This window comes from Sphingomonas sp. IC4-52 (assembly GCF_020707225.1).
Lineage (GTDB): Bacteria > Pseudomonadota > Alphaproteobacteria > Sphingomonadales > Sphingomonadaceae > Sphingomonas.
On record NZ_JAJFEU010000006.1, the window covers coordinates 222,852 to 241,244 of the forward strand.

The 18,393-nt window shown below is 62.7% G+C and carries 15 protein-coding genes and 1 tRNA gene; 9 read left to right on the forward strand and 7 right to left on the reverse strand.

Annotation, left to right across the window (positions count from 1 at the left end):
* Nucleotides 1-84 precede the first annotated feature (84 nt).
* Nucleotides 85-1,812 carry a hypothetical protein gene (locus tag LK535_RS14935; protein ID WP_227772714.1) on the reverse strand — a complete coding sequence of 576 codons (1,728 nt, stop codon included), beginning with the start codon at nt 1,810-1,812 and terminating at the stop codon, nt 85-87.
* A gap of 246 nt (nt 1,813-2,058) precedes the next feature.
* On the opposite strand from LK535_RS14935, the gene LK535_RS14940 reads away from it, so the two are divergent.
* Complete coding sequence (locus LK535_RS14940; protein WP_227772715.1) at nt 2,059-2,886, forward strand: IclR family transcriptional regulator domain-containing protein; 828 nt, start codon at nt 2,059-2,061, stop codon at nt 2,884-2,886.
* A gap of 34 nt (nt 2,887-2,920) precedes the next feature.
* Here the strand turns inward: LK535_RS14940 and LK535_RS14945 are convergent, their stop codons facing one another.
* Nucleotides 2,921-4,012: an NADH:flavin oxidoreductase gene (locus tag LK535_RS14945; protein ID WP_227772716.1), complete on the reverse strand. Its 1,092-nt coding sequence runs from the start codon at nt 4,010-4,012 to the stop codon at nt 2,921-2,923.
* Nucleotides 4,013-4,164: 152 nt separating this feature from the next.
* Between LK535_RS14945 and LK535_RS14950 the strand changes: the two genes are divergently transcribed.
* Both LK535_RS14950 and LK535_RS14955 read left to right on the forward strand, forming a co-directional pair.
* Entirely contained in the window at nt 4,165-5,259 is a 1,095-nt protein-coding gene (locus LK535_RS14950; RefSeq protein WP_227772717.1) for an acyltransferase family protein, read from the forward strand.
* A gap of 62 nt (nt 5,260-5,321) precedes the next feature.
* Complete coding sequence (locus LK535_RS14955; protein WP_227772718.1) at nt 5,322-6,134, forward strand: hypothetical protein; 813 nt, start codon at nt 5,322-5,324, stop codon at nt 6,132-6,134.
* A gap of 23 nt (nt 6,135-6,157) precedes the next feature.
* Here LK535_RS14955 and LK535_RS14960 read toward each other — a convergent pair whose 3' ends face one another.
* Entirely contained in the window at nt 6,158-7,180 is a 1,023-nt protein-coding gene (locus LK535_RS14960; RefSeq protein ID WP_227772719.1) for a bile acid:sodium symporter family protein, read from the reverse strand.
* A 310-nt stretch (nt 7,181-7,490) separates the two neighbouring features.
* On the opposite strand from LK535_RS14960, the gene LK535_RS14965 reads away from it, so the two are divergent.
* The 3 genes from LK535_RS14965 (at nt 7,491) to LK535_RS14975 (ending at nt 9,430) form a co-directional block, all read left to right on the forward strand.
* Nucleotides 7,491-8,279 carry a TerC family protein gene (locus LK535_RS14965; RefSeq protein WP_227772720.1) on the forward strand — a complete coding sequence of 263 codons (789 nt, stop codon included), beginning with the start codon at nt 7,491-7,493 and terminating at the stop codon, nt 8,277-8,279.
* 105 nt (nt 8,280-8,384) lie between these two features.
* A complete protein-coding gene (locus LK535_RS14970) occupies nt 8,385-9,143 on the forward strand; it encodes a DUF2243 domain-containing protein (RefSeq protein WP_227772721.1) in 759 nt (252 codons plus the stop codon).
* 116 nt (nt 9,144-9,259) lie between these two features.
* Entirely contained in the window at nt 9,260-9,430 is a 171-nt protein-coding gene (locus tag LK535_RS14975) for a hypothetical protein (RefSeq protein WP_227772722.1), read from the forward strand.
* A 143-nt stretch (nt 9,431-9,573) separates the two neighbouring features.
* Here the strand turns inward: LK535_RS14975 and LK535_RS14980 are convergent, their stop codons facing one another.
* Entirely contained in the window at nt 9,574-10,386 is an 813-nt protein-coding gene (locus tag LK535_RS14980; RefSeq protein WP_227772723.1) for an acyl-CoA thioesterase, read from the reverse strand.
* Between the two features lie 310 nt (nt 10,387-10,696).
* Between LK535_RS14980 and rnk the strand changes: the two genes are divergently transcribed.
* A complete protein-coding gene (rnk, locus tag LK535_RS14985; RefSeq protein WP_227772724.1) occupies nt 10,697-11,116 on the forward strand; it encodes a nucleoside diphosphate kinase regulator in 420 nt (139 codons plus the stop codon).
* 65 nt (nt 11,117-11,181) lie between these two features.
* Here rnk and LK535_RS14990 read toward each other — a convergent pair whose 3' ends face one another.
* Nucleotides 11,182-13,425, reverse strand: coding sequence for a CHASE domain-containing protein (locus LK535_RS14990; RefSeq protein ID WP_227772725.1), 2,244 nt, complete (start codon nt 13,423-13,425; stop codon nt 11,182-11,184).
* 115 nt (nt 13,426-13,540) lie between these two features.
* Here LK535_RS14990 and LK535_RS14995 point away from each other — a divergent pair, with 115 nt between their 5' ends.
* Entirely contained in the window at nt 13,541-14,569 is a 1,029-nt protein-coding gene (locus tag LK535_RS14995) for an NAD(P)-dependent alcohol dehydrogenase (RefSeq protein WP_227772726.1), read from the forward strand.
* A gap of 99 nt (nt 14,570-14,668) precedes the next feature.
* On the opposite strand, the gene LK535_RS15000 is transcribed toward LK535_RS14995, so the two are convergent.
* Nucleotides 14,669-15,649, reverse strand: coding sequence for a diguanylate cyclase (locus LK535_RS15000; protein ID WP_227772727.1), 981 nt, complete (start codon nt 15,647-15,649; stop codon nt 14,669-14,671).
* Between the two features lie 379 nt (nt 15,650-16,028).
* On the opposite strand from LK535_RS15000, the gene LK535_RS15005 reads away from it, so the two are divergent.
* The gene (locus LK535_RS15005) at nt 16,029-17,435 is read left to right on the forward strand and encodes an amino acid permease (protein ID WP_227772728.1); all 1,407 of its coding nucleotides are present in this window, start codon (nt 16,029-16,031) and stop codon (nt 17,433-17,435) included.
* Nucleotides 17,436-18,292: 857 nt separating this feature from the next.
* Here the strand turns inward: LK535_RS15005 and LK535_RS15010 are convergent.
* Nucleotides 18,293-18,369: transfer RNA gene (locus LK535_RS15010), tRNA-Met, on the reverse strand.
* Between the last annotated feature and the right edge of the window lie 24 nt (nt 18,370-18,393).

Genomic DNA, 18,393 nt, shown 5'->3' on the forward strand with positions numbered 1-18,393 from the left:
CCATCATCAAACTCCCTGAACTTTCTTGTGGATGGCGCCCGTCGCCGGCGTCCCCAGCCGGCGGGGCGACATTGGTTTTCGACCTTATTTGTAACGCCAGCTGGTAAGGTCAGCGCCCTTGGGTGCCGCCGCCTCGATCCGCTTCAGGATCTTGGGCACGTACATCCAGTTGTAGCGCAGGCGGCCGACCGAATTGGGCTGCGTCTTGTCGCCGTTCCAGCAATGTTCGTCGCGATCACCATAAAGGATCTCGCCGCCATAGGCCGGCTGCGCTTTCTTCAGGAAATCTTCCATCAGATAAACGGCGTTGTTCAGATAGAAGTTATCCATGTCGCCGACATAGATGTGGATCTTGCCCTGCAACTTGGGCGCCAGCTTCTGCCAGTCCCGCTCCAGAATGTAGCGCATGTCATAGTTTTCGCGCCAATAGGCCGCGACGCTGGGATCGATCTCGCCGGTCGCCTTGTTCCAGATGCGCTTGGGATATCCGTCCTCGCCCATCGGCGAATACACCGCTTCCCACACGTCCCACTGGCCGCCCGAACGGGTCTTGTCGCCCAGCACCAGCTCGAGCCGGTTCTCGTCCTCGATCGTGTGCGACAGATGGCCGAGGTAATCGCGCTTGCCCGGCTTCGCGACCTTTCCGAACGGGCCGGTCCAGAAATAGGCGTTCTTGTCCTTGTAGATGTCCGTCACCATCGTCTGACGGAAATCGATTGGATCCGGGCAGGCCGCGAAGGCGCCGTTATATTCGTCCGGATAGAAAACCTGCGCCGCCAGCGCTTCCCAGCCGCCGGTCGATCCGCCGTACAGGAACCGCGCCCAGCCCTGGCCGATCCCGCGGAACTTCTTCTCCAGCGCGGGGATGAAGTCGTAGGTGATCGCGTCGCCATACGGGCCGATGTTGGCGGAATTCACCGCATAGCTGTCGTCGTAATACGGGTTCGAATGGTCGATCTCGACGATCAGCATCCGCGGGAAATCGGGCGAGATCCACTTCTGGTAGAAGTCATACGCTTCCTGCTGCTCGGTCCGGGCGTAGCAGGTCTCGTTCTTGAAGCGCTTGTTCGGCTCGCACTTGATGTCTGCATCGGGCGGCGTGGTCCGGAAACCGCCGAAGTCCTCGGGAAAATGCCCGTGGAAGATTGCGATCGGGTAGCGCGCCTCGGGATGCTTGTCGAAATCCTTGGGCACCAGCACGTGACCGCGCATGTAGACGTCACGGCCCCAGAACTTTGACAGCCGCTCGGACTTAAACTTGAAATGCCGGACGAACTCAGTGTCCTTCGGCTCCTCAACCGGCCCGATCACGTCGGTCAGCGCGACCTTGATCTCGCCGGGCCGCTTCGGATCGAAGTTCACCTTCATCGGCTTGCTGATGATGTTGCCCGGCTCCTTGCGCCAGTTCTGCCCCGCACCGCGTGCGGCAGGCAGCTTCACCACTTTGCCGTTGCCCAGCTTGAACGTGTCGTACTTATGTAGAACGGCCTGCACCGTGTACGTGCCGGCCGGAATGTCGGCGAGGCTGCGCCCCGGATAGCCCAGCACGTCCTTGCCGATCACGCGCGCCTGGCCATTGCGGAAATTCTCGACCTGAAGGCCGAACACCTGCGCGGCGTCATGGCTTGCATCGACCTGGAACCGCGGCTCGCTCTTGTCGTCCGCGGCCAGAACCAGGATCACGCGCCCTTCATAGGCGGGATCCTTCGCGGCGGGCGCCGACAGCTCGACCCGAAAATCCTCTGCATGCAACGCATGCGTCCCCAGCGTCAGCGCCGCCAGTGCAGCGCCGACCGCGAACGTCTTTCGCATGTCCCATCCCCTTAAGCCGGCAAGCTCCCCGCTCCGCCGCACCTCGGATTTGCCGCACAAAGATCCATTGTCAACGCATTTTTGATCGCATAGCGAACGTGCGTTGCCATAGCGAACACAAATAGTGCCGTTTCGGCCCTGGGCTTCGAAGCCCGACCCTCAGTTTATTGCTTGATACTTCAATGTGTTTCCCGTTTCCGCGATGGCTTGTTAGCCACGCGGCAGAAATTCCGGAGGATGTACATCATGTCAGCCAGTGCCGCCGACCAGATCGCGGAGGACGATGTCGCCTCGCTTTCCGGCGAGTCAGATGACGGCGATCGCGACTATGTCGCCTCGCTGGCGCGTGGGCTGGAGGTAATCTGCGCCTTCACTCGCGATACCCCCTCGATGACCCTGAGCGACGTGGCCAAGGTGACAGGCATGTCGCGCGCGACCACGCGTCGCCTTCTGCTCACCCTGGTGCGGGAGGGTTATGCGGAGAAACGTGACCGCCACTTCTCATTGCGGCCCAAGGTACTGCAGCTTGGCTATTCCGCGCTGTCGTCGGTCGGCATTCTCGACATCGTTCAGCCGGTGATGAACGCATTGTCGCAGCGGACGCAGGAATCGATTTACACCGCCGTCCTGACCGGTGATGACGTGACGTATCTCGCGCGCTCAACGCCTGATCGCGTGATTTCCGTGAGCATCAACATCGGCAACCGTTTGCCCGCTTATGCGGTGTCCACGGGCCGCGTGCTGCTGGCGGGTGAAAGCGACGAGGCGCTGGAGCGGTACTTCGACCGCATCAAGCTGGAGAAGCACACGTCCAACACCGTCGGCTCGGTGAAGCAATTACGCGACATCATCGCCGAGACGCGAGAGCTCGGCTATTCGCTGGTGGACGAGGAACTGGAGGTCGGCGTGCGGTCGCTCTCCGTGCCGATCTACGACGCCACAGGCCACGTGATCGCGGCGCTGAACGCCTGTTGCCCTTCCATGCGCTTCCCGGTCGAGGACATGCGCGAAAAGCTCGTGCCGGAGCTTCGCGCCGCGGCGCAAAGCATCAACGAGCGGTTCCAGCAGAAATAGGCCGACGCCGCCTGGACGGCGTCGGCAGTCCGGGTCAGGCTGCGACTTCTTCTTCCACGAAGCCTTTCCAGTTGCGCATGTAGGTCACGAATTGCGGGCTAAGCCCCTCGTCCAGCAGATGCTGGGCCGTGACGGGCAGCGCTGGCGACACATAGCCGGCGTCGCGGCGGACGCGTTCGGGGAAATCGTGCCGCAGGATGGCACCCCGTCCGATCACCACAAAGTCGCAGCCGCTCTCGAGCACACCTGCCGCCTCACGCCCGGTCATCACCTTGCCGGCCGCCCCGAGCCGAACCTCGCCCCGTGGCAGTTCGGTGAAGTAGCTCATCAGGGAACGGCCTTGGAACTCTTCTTCAACCGGCTCCTTGGCGACGTCCCAAAGCGACATGTCGAGGTAATCGATGTCCTCCTTGCGCAGCAGCTCGGCCGCGAGGTCGCGAATTTCGGCCAGCTTCAGGCCGAAACGCTCCGGAGAAAGCCGCAGGCCAACCTGGAAGTCACTTCCGCAGGCCGATCTGATCCCATCGATAATCTCGAAAAGGAGCCGGGACCGGTTCTCGAGACTACCGCCATAACGATCGTCGCGTTGGTTGATCTCCGCCGACAGGAATTGCGCGAGAATATACCCATGAGCGCCGTGGATCTCCACGCCGTCGAATCCGGCCTTCTCGGAACGCTGTGCCGCGGAAATGAAATCTTCCCGCAGGCGTTCGACCTCAGCCAAGGTCAAACCGCGGGCTCCCGTAGCTTGGTCGTCCGATGGGCAGACCGGCGTTCCAACCAGTTCCTTGGGCGAACGATTTCCCGCGTGATGCAGCTGCACTGAAGAGATCGAGCCTTCAGCACGGATCGCAGACGCAAGACGGGTCAATCCCTCGAGATGCCGATCGTCAAAAACCCCAAGCTGGCCGGCAAACCCTTGCCCTGCCGCCTGAACATGCGCTGCTGCGGTCATGGTGATGCCGAATCCACCCTTTGCCCGCATGGTGAGCCAATGGTGCTCTTCCTGCGAAAGCCGACCATCATCGTGGCTCTGCTGGTTCGTCAACGGCGCCAGCATGAAACGGTTCTTCATCGCCGGACCGCGCTTCAGCGTGAGTGGTTCAAACAACTCATTCACAGCCACATTCGTCTCCTCGAGTTCGTTGGTCGCTATTGTATGGCGGACAATATGTGGTTCGATCGGGATCAGCCAAGCCATGGCCGGGGATGAACCGCAATCCTTGGCAGCGGGCGCTGATCGGCTACAAGCCGGCACCAAGCACCCGGAGGCCCCTGATGACATCTCCCACCGAACGTGGCGGCACGGATCGCGCTCCGTTCGTCATCGGTCACCACGACGGTGTGTTTCTATCTGTCCAGTATCTGCGCGGCATCGCTTCGCTGATGGTGCTGCTCTACCATGCGGGCTACGATCTGAACCTCATCACGGAGGGTAGCCGGCCACATTGGCTCGCGTCCGGGGTAGACATCTTTTTCGTTATCAGTGGGTTCGTGATGGTGGCGTCCACAGCCACGCGCCCGGTCACCGCGCAAGCCTTCTTGGCCTCACGGATCGCGCGCGTCGTGCCGATCTACTGGCTGGCGACGATCGTGATGATCGGCATCATCGCGCTCCGCGGCCAGGCACTCCCCTCCATTCAGGAGGTGGTCCTGTCCTTCCTCTTCATTTTCTACTTCAATGAGCGAGCGCAGGACACCAGTCCGATCCTTGGTCCGGGTTGGACCCTGAACTACGAAATCTACTTCTATCTCGTGTTTGCGGCGCTAATCCGTTTGCCGGTGCCCAGACGGATCGCCGTGATGGCGGTGCTGTTCGTCGTCGTCGCTGCCCTCCGCCCGCTGGCGCCGGCCGATAACGCCTTCCTCACGCGAATGACGAGTCCGATCCCGCTTGAGTTCGTCGCGGGCATGGTGATCGGATACTATCGCGCGCGGATCATGCGCGCACCAGCAATCGCCGGTCTCGCAGCAATCGGCCTTGGCTTTGCCGCACTTGCCCTTCTCGATCCACCGCTCCCTCGCGTCGCCTTCTTCGCGCCGCCAGCCGTCCTGATCGTGTTCGGCGGCGTGGTTCTGGAGCGGCATGTCAGCCGGCCGCAGCTCGGTGTGCTGGGCTACCTAGGGGACTCCAGCTACAGCCTCTATCTCACTCACCCGCTTCTGCTCGCGTGCCTAACGCCGATCAGCATCGCGCCCCATCTTGCACTACCGTTGGCTTTCTTGATCGTGGCGGGCTCAATCGCCATCGGCTTTGCGGCCTATTACTGGGTAGAAGTTCCCGCCACTCGCGCGGCGCGTCTGCTGCTGGGCGGGGCACGGGCGCGTCCAGCGGTCCGAGGCGCAAAGGGAATGACGCCGACGGTTGATTGATCCTCACGATCCATGACTGTAGCGCCAGGTTAGTTCCAAACCGCAACAAGCAGGATGTCTAGGTGAAGTGGTTTCGTCTCCTGCTCGCAATCCTGGCATTGGCGCTCGTGGGCCTCGGTCTGTTCGTGTGGGGAACCCGTCCAACGCCGGGTGCCGGTCAAATTGTGCTGCCGGCGAAAACTCCGTTCACCAAAGGATCATATTTCGCCTTCGCCATGCCTTGGGGCGGCGAAATGGTAAGGGTATTGAAGCCTTGGTCCCCGCATGCGGATTCGATCGTCATCGACCTCGATCGCTTTCCTGCGAAAACAAAGGTGCACTGGCGTTGGCCGCCGGTGAGCGCCGGCTTCGGCCCCGGCGTCTGGGGCTATAACGCTGTCATGTATGGCAATTACGACGGGGGTGAGCCGGAACGTCCGATCGCACCCATCCGGATGCGTGACCTGCGCGAACTCCACCAAAGCTTTGGCTGGACGATCGACAATCGCTTCGGCGACGGCAATGTCCTGACGGAATTCTACCTCCGATCGAGCACAACGGACGTCCACGCCAAAGTGATCGAGATCGGCTGGTTCTTTCACATGCCGGACAGTACGCGCGCATTCTTCGATGGCTCTGCGCCCGTCGGTGTGTTTGTCGACGATCAGAAGCGGCGGTGGATGGTGCGAATGGCGGACAAGTTCTGCATGTTCGCACCGGAGAAGCCAGGTGATCTGCGCGACGGAACGCTCGACATGCTGCCGGCGCTCGAATGGCTCCGGCAGAAGGGAAAAATCACCGGCAACGAGTGGATGTCCGGCATTGCCATCGGGGTCGAGCCGGTGCGCGGCCTCGGTAGCTTGTCGATTGACCGTTGGTCGGTCACGATGCGGTAAACTCCGGCGACGATGCGGCGGAGCTATCGCCTGACCGGCCGCACCATCGTTCCATCCGGCCGCGAAACCAGGGATTCTCCGTTCTCCGCTTTCTCAGCATACCGTCGGGCGATCACCGCGCAGGCGATCAGCTGGATTTGGTGAAAGATCATCAGCGGCAGAATGACCGCGCCGACTTGCGCTGGCGGAAACAACAGGCCGGCGATGGGCACGCCAGTCGCGAGGCTCTTCTTCGAGCCGCAGAATAGCAGCACGATCGAATCCTCACGATTGAAGCCCAAAAGGCGTCCCGCTGCGCGGGTCAGCAGCAGGATCGCCGCGAGAAGCGCGCAGCACACGGCGAGCAACAGGATCAGGCTCTCACCGGAGAGTCGCTGCCAGAGCCCGCCCACGACGGCTGCACTGAAGGCGGTATAGACCACCAGCAGGATCGAGCCACGGTCCACTATCGAAACCAGTTTCTTGTGGCGCGAGACAAAGCTGCCCAGCCATGGCCGAAGGGCGTGACCAAGCAGGAACGGAAGCAGCAATTCCAGCGCGATCGCCTGCACCGAATCAATCGAAATGCTGGCAGATGCCCCGGGCCTCGACATGACGATCGCTACCAGCGCGGGAGTCACGATGATGCCGAGCAGATTGGAAAAGGACGCGCTGCAAACCGCAGCTGCGACGTTGCCCCGCGCAATCGCGGTGAATGCGATTGACGATTGGACCGTTGAGGGCAGCAAGGTCAGGAACAGCAGACCCGCCGCTATCGGCCCCTCGAGGATCGGTAGCGACACGAATGCAAGGCCCAGCAAGGGGAACAGAACGAATGTCGTCGCCAGCACCGCGAGGTGAAGGCGCCAGTTTCGGGCGCCGCCGAGTATCGCCTCTCGCGAAAGCTTCGCACCGTGCAGGAAGAACAGCAGCACGATACCGGCCGTTGTCAGCGATTCGAAAACGGGAGCAGCCATGCCGCGGGCGGGCAGAAATGACGCGAGCAACATCGTTCCGACCAGCGCGAGAACGAACGGTTCGAAGACGGCGATGAGGGCACGAAGCATCAGGAAACTCTGAACGTTACACCAGAGTGCCCGCTCCTAGGACCAAAGTGCAGGACTCCCAAGAAAGGCACACCGCCACCGCGGCATGCGGGCCCGGCATGTCCGGCGAGCGGCCGCCGGGAGGATAGCCGCCAGCACACTCCGGCCTTCCGCCGGAGCTGAACGGCCGCCGATGCGCCGCCTTTGGCCTCCACGGATACGAATTTGGCCGCAGGAAACCAAAAGCGCTGATACGAGTGTTGTTACGCAGCCACTTCATTCGAAGGCGCGCACCCGACGCGCCGGCCGCAGGAACGAATAGGATTACGCGATGGAAAGTCTGCTTGCGCTTTTTTCCGACCCCACCGCCTGGGCCGCGCTCGTCGCGCTCGTGGTGATGGAGGTCGTGCTCGGCATCGACAATCTCATTTTCATCTCGATCCTGTCGAACAAACTGCCCGAGGAGCAGCGTGCGCGAGCAAGGCGCCTGGGCATCGGCCTGGCATTGGGCATGCGTCTCATTCTCTTGTCGATGATCGCGTGGCTGGTTGGCCTGACCGCGGTGGTTTTCGACCTGGGGCTGCGCGGCCCGCTGAACGACTATGGTCAGCCATCGTTCGAAACCGCCTTCTCGTGGCGTGACCTGATCCTGATCGCTGGCGGTCTGTTCCTGATCTGGAAGGCAACCAAGGAAATCCACCACAACGTGGATTCGACGCCCAGCGACGACCTTCTCGACAAGAAGCAGGTGGCGGCCATCACGTTCGGCTCCGCGCTCGTCCAGATCGTTCTGCTCGACATGGTCTTCTCGATCGATTCGATCCTGACTGCGGTTGGCATGACCGACAACCTCGCGGTGATGGTGATTGCCGTGCTGACTGCGGTCGGCGCCATGGTCCTCGCCGCGGATCCGCTCGCCAACTTCATCTCGCGCAATCCGACGGTGGTGATGCTGGCGCTCGGGTTCCTGCTCATGATCGGTGCCGTTCTGATTGCAGACGGCTTCGGCGTGCACGTACCCAAGGGCTATATCTACGCGGCCATGGGGTTCTCCGTGCTGGTGGAAGCGCTCAACATCCTTGCGCGCCGCGCCCAGCAGCGAAAGTCAAACAACCCCTGATCTACGCCGGCCTTACGGAGCACACTTCGTAGAGTGGGCGTGAAGTCCTGATGCGGCTGGCGGAGCCCAGAGCGTCCTGGCGAGTTTCCCGGAGCGGAGGTTCGCATGGCAGGCCGGTCTTGGTTCCGCTGGGGCATCGTACTAGGCTTCGCGATCGGCGGGTTCTTCGACGGCATCCTCCTCCACCAGATATTGCAATGGCACCATCTCCTAAGCCTTGTTCCGGGCGTCAGCAGCATCCGGGCTCAGGTGCTCTGGGACGGCTATTTCCACGCGTTGATGTACGTGATCGCCGGGGCGAGCCTTTGGGGCCTCTGGCGGGCCAATCGCGCTGCTGAACAGCGCTCGGGCAGGCTGCTCGCTGGCGCCCTGCTCATTGGCTTTGGCCTCTGGCACGTCGCCGACGCACTACTCTCCCACTGGCTGCTCGGCATTCACCGTATCCGGCTCGACAGCCCCAATCCGTTGCTGTGGGACTTGGCGTGGCTGGGAGGGTTCGGCGTGTTGCCGCTTTTGCTCGGCCTGGTCATCGCCCGCCGGCGTCCACGTATCGACAGCCCACGCGGCCCATCCGTGGCCCTACTGATGGTCAGCCTACTTACCGGCAGCGCCGCCGCCTGGTCGCTCAAGCCGCCAGCCGATCAGCGGTTCACGACCATCGTCTTCGCACCCTGGACCACGCCGGCCGCCGGCCTTGATGCCGTGCTGGCAAGTGGCGGGCGATTGTTGTGGACTGATCGTCGTGCAGCAGTGATGGTCGTCGAGGTACCGCCCGAGAGCCGTTGGAGCTTCTACCGGCGCGGGGCTCTCCTCGTCAGTGGCGCCGGACTTCCGAACGGCTGTTTCAGCTGGGCAACGAACTGAAGATCGCCTTCTCTCGGCACGGCTCACCTGTTCGATCTGCCGATCGCTTCACCGCTCCTGTCATGAAGCCTGCCGTCGACCTGTGCGTTGACGTGATACACGCAACGGAGACCATCATGGCAGATCACAAGCCCGAAGAGCCCAAGCCCAGCGACTTCAAGGAAGCTGCACAGCGCAGTCAGGAGGCCGGGATCGCCGACGAAAGCGCCGCTTATCAGAACGCGGCGAAAGGCCAGACTGATCAGTCCGAAGGAAGCGAAGGCGAGAGCGAAGCGCACCCAAGCTAGCGATCAGATATCAGGCTGCGCCCAGGTGGCGCAGCCTTCCGGTCCTTGCGCGACAGCTTGTCGCGGTTGGGGTGACCGCGCAGATCGCTTCATCAGTTCCGCGCGTCATGGGGCATAGTCGGCGACCTCGCCGGTGACTGCGATCAGGCCGGGTCCATGAATCGGAGGATGGCGGATTGGCTTCCGCTCGCCATCATCGTCCCGTCTTCGGCAAACATGTGGATCGCGCCGTGGCCGAAGCCCCGGTCGGCAGCGCTGATCTTGACGTCGCACAGGACCCAGTCGGTCGGGACGATCCGAGCGATACGCAGGGTATTGTCGAGACTGTTCCCGCCCCCGCGCCGGCCGAACGCCGATGCGAGCCCCGACGGCACAAAATCCGCAAAAATCGCGAGCAGGCTGGCGTCGATCGGGGCGCCGTCCTTGGCACGGATCCAGACCACCATGCGGCCATCGGGTGAAGGCGTGCCATCCAGCGGCACCGCGCCATAGCGCCCCGGCGCCAGGCGAACGTCGAGGCGGTCCATCAACGCTGCGTCCTGCACCGGCCAAAGTTGCCGCGGCTTGCATTCCGCCGCTGGCGGCATCTCGGGCGGCGTCACCCACTGGCCAGACGGAAGGCCTTCCCGATCGCCAAGCGCGGCATTTACGGTCAGCACCAACTTGCCCGCGTCAGTTCCGAGAACTCGAACCTGGCTGATGTTCCGCCCGCCGGAAAGCACCTCGACGCTAAGATCAAGCGTGTCTCCAACGCGGGCATAAGAGACGAACTGCGCACTCGACCAGATGACGCTGCGCCCGGTCGCCCGCTCTGCCGCTATCGTTGCGGCACCCAGACCCACGCCGCCAAACATGAAGACGTTTCCCGGAGGGCCGACGCACACTTGATCCGTCACCTCGAGACGGAAGACGGCGGGATCTGGCGTTGGCTGAACATCAAGGAACGGCTGGGTCATGACGCTGCGTTCACAGTTTAGGCAGCTCATGTCTAGCTGGCTGAACTGTCGGTACGCATTGGTGTGCCGCTTCGGCGCCCGCCTCAGCGTTGCACCGACTAGTGTTTGACAGGCGCTCGCCGTCCGCACATCATCATCCCATGCAACTTTGCGTGCGCCATCTCCGACGCCGCGTCCATGCGGGACAGCTTCTCGCGGGCAACTAGCCCCGGGCTCTGAACGGGTGCGCCCCGAAGAGTTCGGGGGCGACTTCCATCATCGCATCATAGCAGGCGCTGCGCACGAGTGCGGCCGCCATGGAGATAACAGCGTGAGCATTACTCATTCGGCCGCAACCCGGCCGCAGATCCACATGATTGAAGCGGAAGCGGACAAGCTTTCGGACCTGGCGTTGAGCATACAGGATCGATCGCCGCAGGTGAGCGAACTGCTGCTGCGCGAAACCACCCGGGCGAAGCTTCATGCTGCGTCCCGCATTCCGAAGGACGTCGTTACCATGGGCTCGCACGTCGAGTTCATCGACGAAGGCACCGGATCGCGGCGCAGCGTGCAACTGGTGTATCCACCGGAAGCCGACATTTCCGCCGGTCGCATATCGATCCTGACCCCGGTCGGGGCCGGCCTGATCGGGCTTCGAGAGGGGCAATCAATCATATGGCCCGATCGGGATGGCCATGAGCGTCGGCTGACGATTGTGAAGGTCAATCAGCAGGCAGAGTGCGCCGCCTGATCACATCCACAAAAGAACGATGAGGCACCGAGCACCGCCGACCGACGTCGGCGGCAGCCGTGCCTTCATCCTTGACCCTCGGCAGGTTGGTCCAGCACCTCGCGCACCTTCACCGCCAGTTGAGCCATCGTGAACGGCTTGGCTACCAGGTGCACGCCGCGGTTCAGTCGCCCGTCGTGAACGATCGCGTTTGGCGTGTAGCCGGTGGTGAACAGCACCCGAAGGTGCGGAAACTGACGTCGCGCGCGCTCTGCCAGTTCGCGGCCATTCATGCCGGGCATCACCACGTCGGTGAACAGCAGGGTCACCCCGCTATGTCGCTCCAGCATCTCAAGGGCTTCAAGGCCACTGGATGCGTGGATCACGGTGTAGCCCAGATCCCGTAGCGCCGCGACGGTGGTCAAGCGCACTCCCTCCTCGTCCTCCACGACAAGGACCAGTTCGTCGCCGCGCCCTTGCGGCAACTCCGCTTGCAGCGGGCGGGAAGTCGGATCGTCGAGGGCGCCATGCGCACGCTGAAGGTAGATCTTCACCGTGGTGCCCTTCCCCACATCTGACGTGATCTTCAGGTGCCCGGCCGATTGCTTGACGAAGCCGAAGACCTGACTGAGGCCGAGCCCCGTTCCCTTTCCCATCTCCTTGGTGGTGAAGAAAGGATCCAGTGCACGGTCGAGCACCTCGGGCGCCATTCCCAGGCCGGTGTCCGTGACCGCGATCAGCACGAATTGACCGGCCTGAACCCCTTCATGGTGGGAGACGTATGACTCATCGAGATCGCAATTGTGCGTTTCGATGATAAGCCGGCCGCCGTCCGGCATGGCATCCCGGCCGTTGATGGCGAGGTTCAGCACCGCGTTTTCGAGCTGGCCCGGGTCGGCTTCGACCCGCCAGACTCCAGGAGCAAGCACCGTCTCCAGGCTGACCATTTCGCCCAGGGTGCGACGGAGCAGCTCGGACATGTCGCTGACCAGCCGGTTAGGATCGAGTACCCGCGGCTGGAGCGGCTGCTGCCGGCCGAACGCAAGCAGACGGCGGGTGAGCTCGGCGGCGCGGTTCGCCGCATCCTTGGCCGCGCCGATGGCGCGCTCGACCTTGTCGGGCTGGTCGAAGCGGCGAGCGGCAAGGTCGAGGTTGCCAAGGATGACCGCTAGCATGTTGTTGAAATCGTGCGCGATGCCGCCAGTCAGCTGGCCGAGCGCCTCGATCTTCTGCATTTGCCGGATCTGCGCCTCGGCCTCGGCATTCGCACGCGACGCTTCGATCAATGCCTCATTGGCCTGCCGAAGCTCGTGCGTGGCCCGGCGTACTTCTGCCTCCGTTCGCGCAACCGAGCGCGCCTGCTGCATGGCCAGAACCGCCAGCAGCAAACTGGTCAGGGCCCCGCCTGCCAGAACCAGCCATATGGAAGTGACCGGCGCGCTTTCGTAGAATTTCGGTGCCGCCGCTATGCCCACGGTCCAAGTGCGGCCGGCAAACTCCAGGGTGCGAGTCACGGCGATCCGCGGGTCGGCCGGAAAATTCGCGGCGCGGTAAAGCAGATTGCCGGGCACTGGCTTGCCGTCGAAGATCTCGACGGCAGCGCCCGCTAAGTTTGGCTTCGCCAATGCTGCTGCAAACAGCTCTCGCGCGCGCAGCGGGCTGTACGACCAGCCTTCCCACTTATACCCCGCGGAACCAACTGGTGCCCCGGTCACTCGCCCGACCGGCACATAGAGCAAGAGGCCGGCGGCGTCGCTCCGGCTGCTGTCCTGAACCAGCGTCACCTTGCCGGACAGCGTCGCCTCGCCAGTCTCTGCCGCTCGTTCCATTGCAGCGCGCCGGCCGGGTGTGCTCTGCATGTCATAGCCAAGCGCGTGCTGGTTCACCGGCGTTGCCGGATCCAGATAAAGGATGACCGAGCGAGGCAAACCCTTGCTCGTTGGCCAAGGGGCGAACTCCGCCAGACCATCCGCGCGAGCTGCGCGTGTTGCGCGATCAAGGTCAGCCTTGCTGCGCACGCGCATCGCATATCCGACGCCCAGCACGCCCGGGTGGTTCTGGGGCAGCTTCAGTCGAGACACATAAGCGGAAAATTCAGCGCGGCTTACCTCGCCCGATCCCTGAAACAGCGCTGCCGCCCCACGAAGCAGCAACCGCTGCTCGCTCAGCCGAGTCTCGATCGCATTCACGGCTGCATCGGCCAGGGACGCAAACCGCGCTTGCTGCCGCTCTTCCTCCGCGCGCCACACAAGCAACCCCGCAATCAACGTGGCGAGCAGGCCGATGATCATCACGATGATCGGCGAACGCAGTTGACGAAGGCTGGCCATCCTACGGCGATAGCGAGGCACATTGGGGTGTCAACGCAGCCCCGATTAACACAGTCAACGACGACGATCGCTTCTGTTAACATAGCGCAAGAACAGCAGAATGGAGGATGTCGGTATGAGGGCTGCACGTTTCATCGAGGCCGGGCGCGGTGCCGAAATCGTCGACGTTCCGACCCCTTCCCCGCGCGCCGGCGAAGTGCTGATCCGCGTGGCCGGCGCGGGGGCGTGCCATTCCGATCTTCACGTGCTGGATCATGGCCTCGGCATCCCGGGGCCTTTCACCCTCGGCCATGAAAATACGGGCTGGATCGCCGCGCTTGGCGAGGGCGTGACCGGATGGCAGGAGGGCGATGCGGTTGCCGTCTACGGGCCTTGGGGCTGCGGTTCTTGCCGCACCTGCCAGACCTCCGCGGAAAATTACTGCGAGCGACATGCAAGCATTCCCACCTATGGCGGCGGCCTGGGCTCGGACGGAGGCATGGCCGAATATATGATTGTGCCATCGCCGCGCCTTCTCGTGCCGCTGGGCGGCCTTGATCCGATCAAGGCGGCACCATTGAGCGATGCTGCGCTCACCCCCTATCACGCGATCAAGGCTGCTCTGCCGCTGCTTTCCCCCGACGCGACCGTGTTGGTGGTGGGCGTTGGCGGGCTGGGCCATATGGCAGTTCAGATCCTGCGCGCGCTCACTCCCGCCCGACTGATCGCGGCAGACATCGACGACACGAAGTTGGCGCATGCCCGACAGCTTGGGGCGAACGTCACCATCAACACGCGCGACGGGCGGGCTGCCGAGGAGATCAGGGAACTTGTCGGACAAAGGGGCATCACCGTTGCGCTCGATTTCGTGGGCGCGCAAAGCACGATTGATATTGCCGCACAGGTCGTCGGACGGAACAGCCATATTTCCATTGTCGGACTTGGCGGCGGAACCCTGCACTATGCCGCCAATAACCCGCCCTATGGGACGCAGGTTACCATCCCTTATTGGGGGTCAAGAACCGAACTGATGGAGGTGATCGCGCTTGCTCAGGCTGGGCATATCGCCGCTGCCGTGCAGACATTCCCGCTGGAAGAAGTGAACGAAGTGTACCAGCGCTTGCGGGAAGGGCGCATCCAGGGCCGGGCGGTCGTGATGCCCTGACGCTCCTTCCACACCGGTTCAGCAGACCGGATAACGGCGGGGCGATGCCGCTTTTCACGCGTTTCAGTGCGGCCGGACGGCAGCCACAAACAGGCGCGGTTACTTCTGGTTGAAGGGCGCGATGAGGACGGATTGCTCAACCCTGTTTCGCCCCCCTGCCTTCGCCTTGTAAAGCGCGTGGTCAGCCGCCTGCACCAGGCTTTCAGGCATGCGGAAGGACCCTCCCGCCCGCGCGATCGCCGTTGCCACACCGACGCTCACCGTCACGCGTCCGCGGGTGGAGTTCCCCTCATGCGGCACATTAAGCGTTGCGACAGCAGAGCGAACCTCCTCTGCCAGCTCAAGAGCTGCAAATGGGCCAGTCTCACTCAAGACGAGGGCGAACTCCTCACCGCCATAGCGGCACGCCAGATCGCCGGGACGACGCGCAAACCTGCCAACGGCCGCCGCAACGGCCCGCAAGCAATCGTCGCCGGCCTGATGGCCATAGGAGTCATTGAAGCGTTTGAAATGATCGATATCGATCAGGATCAGCGCCATCTCGCTGCCAACGCGTAGCGTTTGTTGCCACGACCGTTCGAGCATCCGGTCAAACGAGCGCCGATTGGCGAGTCCGGTGAGGCCATCCTTGTGAGCGAGTGCCTCAAGCTCCTCTTCCAGCCGTTTCCGGTCTGAAACGTCCCGGATCACTAATATTGTGTGCAGGATTTTGCCGTTCGCCGCGCGTTCGGATCGCGCACTTGTCTCCGACCATTTGAGCGAGCCGTCGCCACACACGACGCGAAGCTGATGCCTGACGGGACCGACCTCCTCACCAGACACCCGGCGGGCAAGCACCTCCTCCAGGATCGGAAGATCGGGCTCATAGATCAATTCGAAACCGGTGGACCCGATCATGGCGTCCGGAGACCATCCGAAAACCGCCTTTGCCGACGGCGAGACATAGGTGAACCGTCCGTCCGAAACGTGGCAGATCACATCGCCGCTCTGCTCGACGATCGACCGGAAGATCATGTCCTCGTCCGGCCTCTTTGCAAGCCCGAACCTCAACAGTCGGCCGATAGCCTTGAACAGGGACATTGTACGGTACGCCTCAAAGACTCCACTCACGCCCGACTTTAGCCGTTGTTGGACGGCTCCCAAGCATAATCTCGATTGGTCGTGCACTCCTTGAGGGCCACAGCATGCGCCCATGGGCCCATGCGCCAGCATAGCGAGATCTGAGCGCACGCGGCGCCCGCATGCGCACGTCAAAGGATTTGACAGCCGCGCCATTCCCCGACTTACCGACGTGGCGGATCCGGTCCCACCACCTGGACCGCGCAAGAGGGGCTGTGTGTTGCTTCGTCGTCGATCGATACATCGCAGCGGGTTACAGCGGACCACGCCCGCTTAAACGTCTTTGATATGGAAGGAGGTTGCGCCGAACGGCTCAGCGCGACCGAACGGGGAGAATGAAGTGAGCTGGAATTCCCGCAAATCGGCTGTCTCACATGAGGATGTGAAGCCGGAACATCGCCTGACGCAAAGCCTCTCATGGCCGCATCTGATCGCGCTGGGCGTCGGTGCGATTGTTGGCACCGGCATCCTTACCCTCATCGGCGTTGGCGCTGATAAGGCTGGCCCCAGCGTCATCCTGTCATTCGTGATTGCGGGGCTGATCTGCGCCTGCGCCGCCCTCGCTTATGCCGAAATGGCAACGATGATCCCCGCTTCGGGCAGTGCCTACACCTATTCCTATGTGGTCATCGGCGAACTCTTCGCCTGGGTGGTCGGGTGGAGCCTCATTCTCGAATATTCCCTGGTCGTGAGCGCCGTTGCCGTCGGCTGGTCCGGTTATGCCGCCCCGCTGCTTCACGATGCCTTCGGCGTACCGATGGCGTTGATGCAGGGGCCTGAAATTGGCGGGATCGTGAACATCCCCGCGATCGTGATCATCTTTGTCGTCGCGGGCCTGTTGATCCTCGGCACACGCGAAAGCGCGACGCTGAACGCCGTGCTGGTTCTCGTGAAGCTCGCCGCTCTGGTGGTGTTCGTCGCTGTGACGCTTCCTGCCTTCAACAGCACGAACTTCGATCCGTTCATGCCGTTTGGCTTCGGCAAGACCGTCTCTGCCGATGGCGTGGAGCGCGGGGTGATGGCCGCTGCCGCCATCATCTTCTTTGCCTTCTATGGCTTCGACGCCATCGCCACCGCGGCCGAAGAAACCAAGAATCCGAGCCGGGACCTGTCCATCGGCATCGTCGGCTCCATGGTGATCTGCGTGCTGATCTACATGGCGGTTGCGGCCGCCGCCATCGGTGCTCTCGCCTATACGTCCTTCGCCAACAGCCCTGAGCCGCTGGCCTTGATCCTTCGTGACCTGCAGCATCCCTTTGCTGCGCGCTACCTCGCCATCTCGGCAGTGATCGCCCTTCCCACCGTGATCCTGGCCTTCTTCTACGGGCAGAGCCGGATCTTCTTCGTGATGGCCCGGGACGGTCTCCTGCCGCGCAGCCTTGCCCAGGTGTCGGACCGCGGCTCTCCCACGCGCGTGACGCTGTTCACGGCAGCCATCGTCGCCGTCCTGGCAGGCCTCATCCCGCTGAATGAGCTCGCCGCCCTCGCCAACGCAGGCACCCTGGTGGCGTTCGGCGCAGTGGCTTTCTGCATGCTCGTCATGCGCCGGCGGGCACCAGACGCCGAACGCAAGTTCCGCGTGCCTGCCGCTGCGTTGGTCGGCTCCATCGCCATTTTTGGCTGCGCCTATCTGTTCTATAGCTTGCCACGCACCACGCAGATCTACTTCGCGGTCGCGCAGATCGTAGGGCTCGGTATCTATTTCGCTTTTGGCCGCCGCGGCAGCCTTGCCGGCGCCCGGGGCTAAGCTCGAGGGGATCCTGTTTCGTTCAATTATCGGGGCACTGCCATCAACGGCGTGCCTCGATACTTCACCAACAGCCTTTCCTATCTGTGGCAGCTTTCCGAAACGGTGGGACAGCACACCCCGGCGCTAGGCCGTGATAAGGCGATCCGGGGCATTGCGCTGAGCCACGTTCTCTGCGGCACACGTTGGCGACGATGCGAAGAGTTGCGGAACCGTGGGCCCGCAAAGCACCTTCGAACGGGTAGGCCTACCAACCGCGCGCTCTCCCGGAAACGTCCCTGAGAACGGCGCAGTGGCGTACGAACAGCTGCCTTCCGCCAAGCGCTCGGCATCTTTAAAGCCCCAGCTATCGCTTCCAGGCTGCTGGGAAGCCAGCCGCCTGTTCGTAGAACAACGGTGCGGACTGCGATTTCTGGGCTGTGAAGTCGCCACCAAGATCAGGTGCGAGCGGAGAATTGGGCGTGAGAGGTTGGTCGGCCTTCAGAGCTAACCGTGGTTCCGCGGGCTGGTTAGAGGCAGGTATCGGGTGCCATCATTGGGCGCACCGATGCTCATCGCCCTACCGCGCCAGGTGCTCTTTGCGGTGTTGGGTAGTTGCCGCAGGCGGCTCATGGACAAATGCCCGGCTTGATTTTGCTGGTGACGTCGGCGGTACGAACGCGCGCATTGGGGAGAGCGCGTCGGGGACTGCAGTCGGCGCTCCTCCCGTGAACAGCAGGTGCGGCGGGGGTTGGAGGCGCCCGGTCAGACCTTAGCCGGGACGGTGTGCGTGTGGTCAGCGGTGTCGCGCTGACTCATATTCGCGGTTGTTTGCGGTGCCGCCGACGCCGTGTGTGGGGGGGGGATGGCGTTGGTGTTGGTTGCGGGGACAGGATTTGAACCTGTGACCTTCAGGTTATGAGCCTGACGAGCTACCGGGCTGCTCCACCCCGCGTCACCAAATGTGTCCGTTTGGAAA

What these genes read in the sequence shown, in the direction of transcription:
- LK535_RS14960 (WP_227772719.1), bottom strand. Translation starts at nt 7,180, where the DNA reads ATGCTTCGTGCCCTCATCGCCGTCTTCGAACCGTTCGTTCTCGCGCTG.
- LK535_RS15000 (WP_227772727.1), bottom strand. Translation starts at nt 15,649, where the DNA reads ATGTCCCTGTTCAAGGCTATCGGCCGACTGTTGAGGTTCGGGCTTGCA.
- LK535_RS14975 (WP_227772722.1), top strand. Translation starts at nt 9,260, where the DNA reads ATGGCAGATCACAAGCCCGAAGAGCCCAAGCCCAGCGACTTCAAGGAA.
- LK535_RS14965 (WP_227772720.1), top strand. Translation starts at nt 7,491, where the DNA reads ATGGAAAGTCTGCTTGCGCTTTTTTCCGACCCCACCGCCTGGGCCGCG.
- LK535_RS14950 (WP_227772717.1), top strand. Translation starts at nt 4,165, where the DNA reads ATGACATCTCCCACCGAACGTGGCGGCACGGATCGCGCTCCGTTCGTC.
- LK535_RS14935 (WP_227772714.1), bottom strand. Translation starts at nt 1,812, where the DNA reads ATGCGAAAGACGTTCGCGGTCGGCGCTGCACTGGCGGCGCTGACGCTG.
- LK535_RS14995 (WP_227772726.1), top strand. Translation starts at nt 13,541, where the DNA reads ATGAGGGCTGCACGTTTCATCGAGGCCGGGCGCGGTGCCGAAATCGTC.
- LK535_RS14980 (WP_227772723.1), bottom strand. Translation starts at nt 10,386, where the DNA reads ATGACCCAGCCGTTCCTTGATGTTCAGCCAACGCCAGATCCCGCCGTC.
- LK535_RS14990 (WP_227772725.1), bottom strand. Translation starts at nt 13,425, where the DNA reads ATGGCCAGCCTTCGTCAACTGCGTTCGCCGATCATCGTGATGATCATC.
- LK535_RS14940 (WP_227772715.1), top strand. Translation starts at nt 2,059, where the DNA reads ATGTCAGCCAGTGCCGCCGACCAGATCGCGGAGGACGATGTCGCCTCG.
- LK535_RS14970 (WP_227772721.1), top strand. Translation starts at nt 8,385, where the DNA reads ATGGCAGGCCGGTCTTGGTTCCGCTGGGGCATCGTACTAGGCTTCGCG.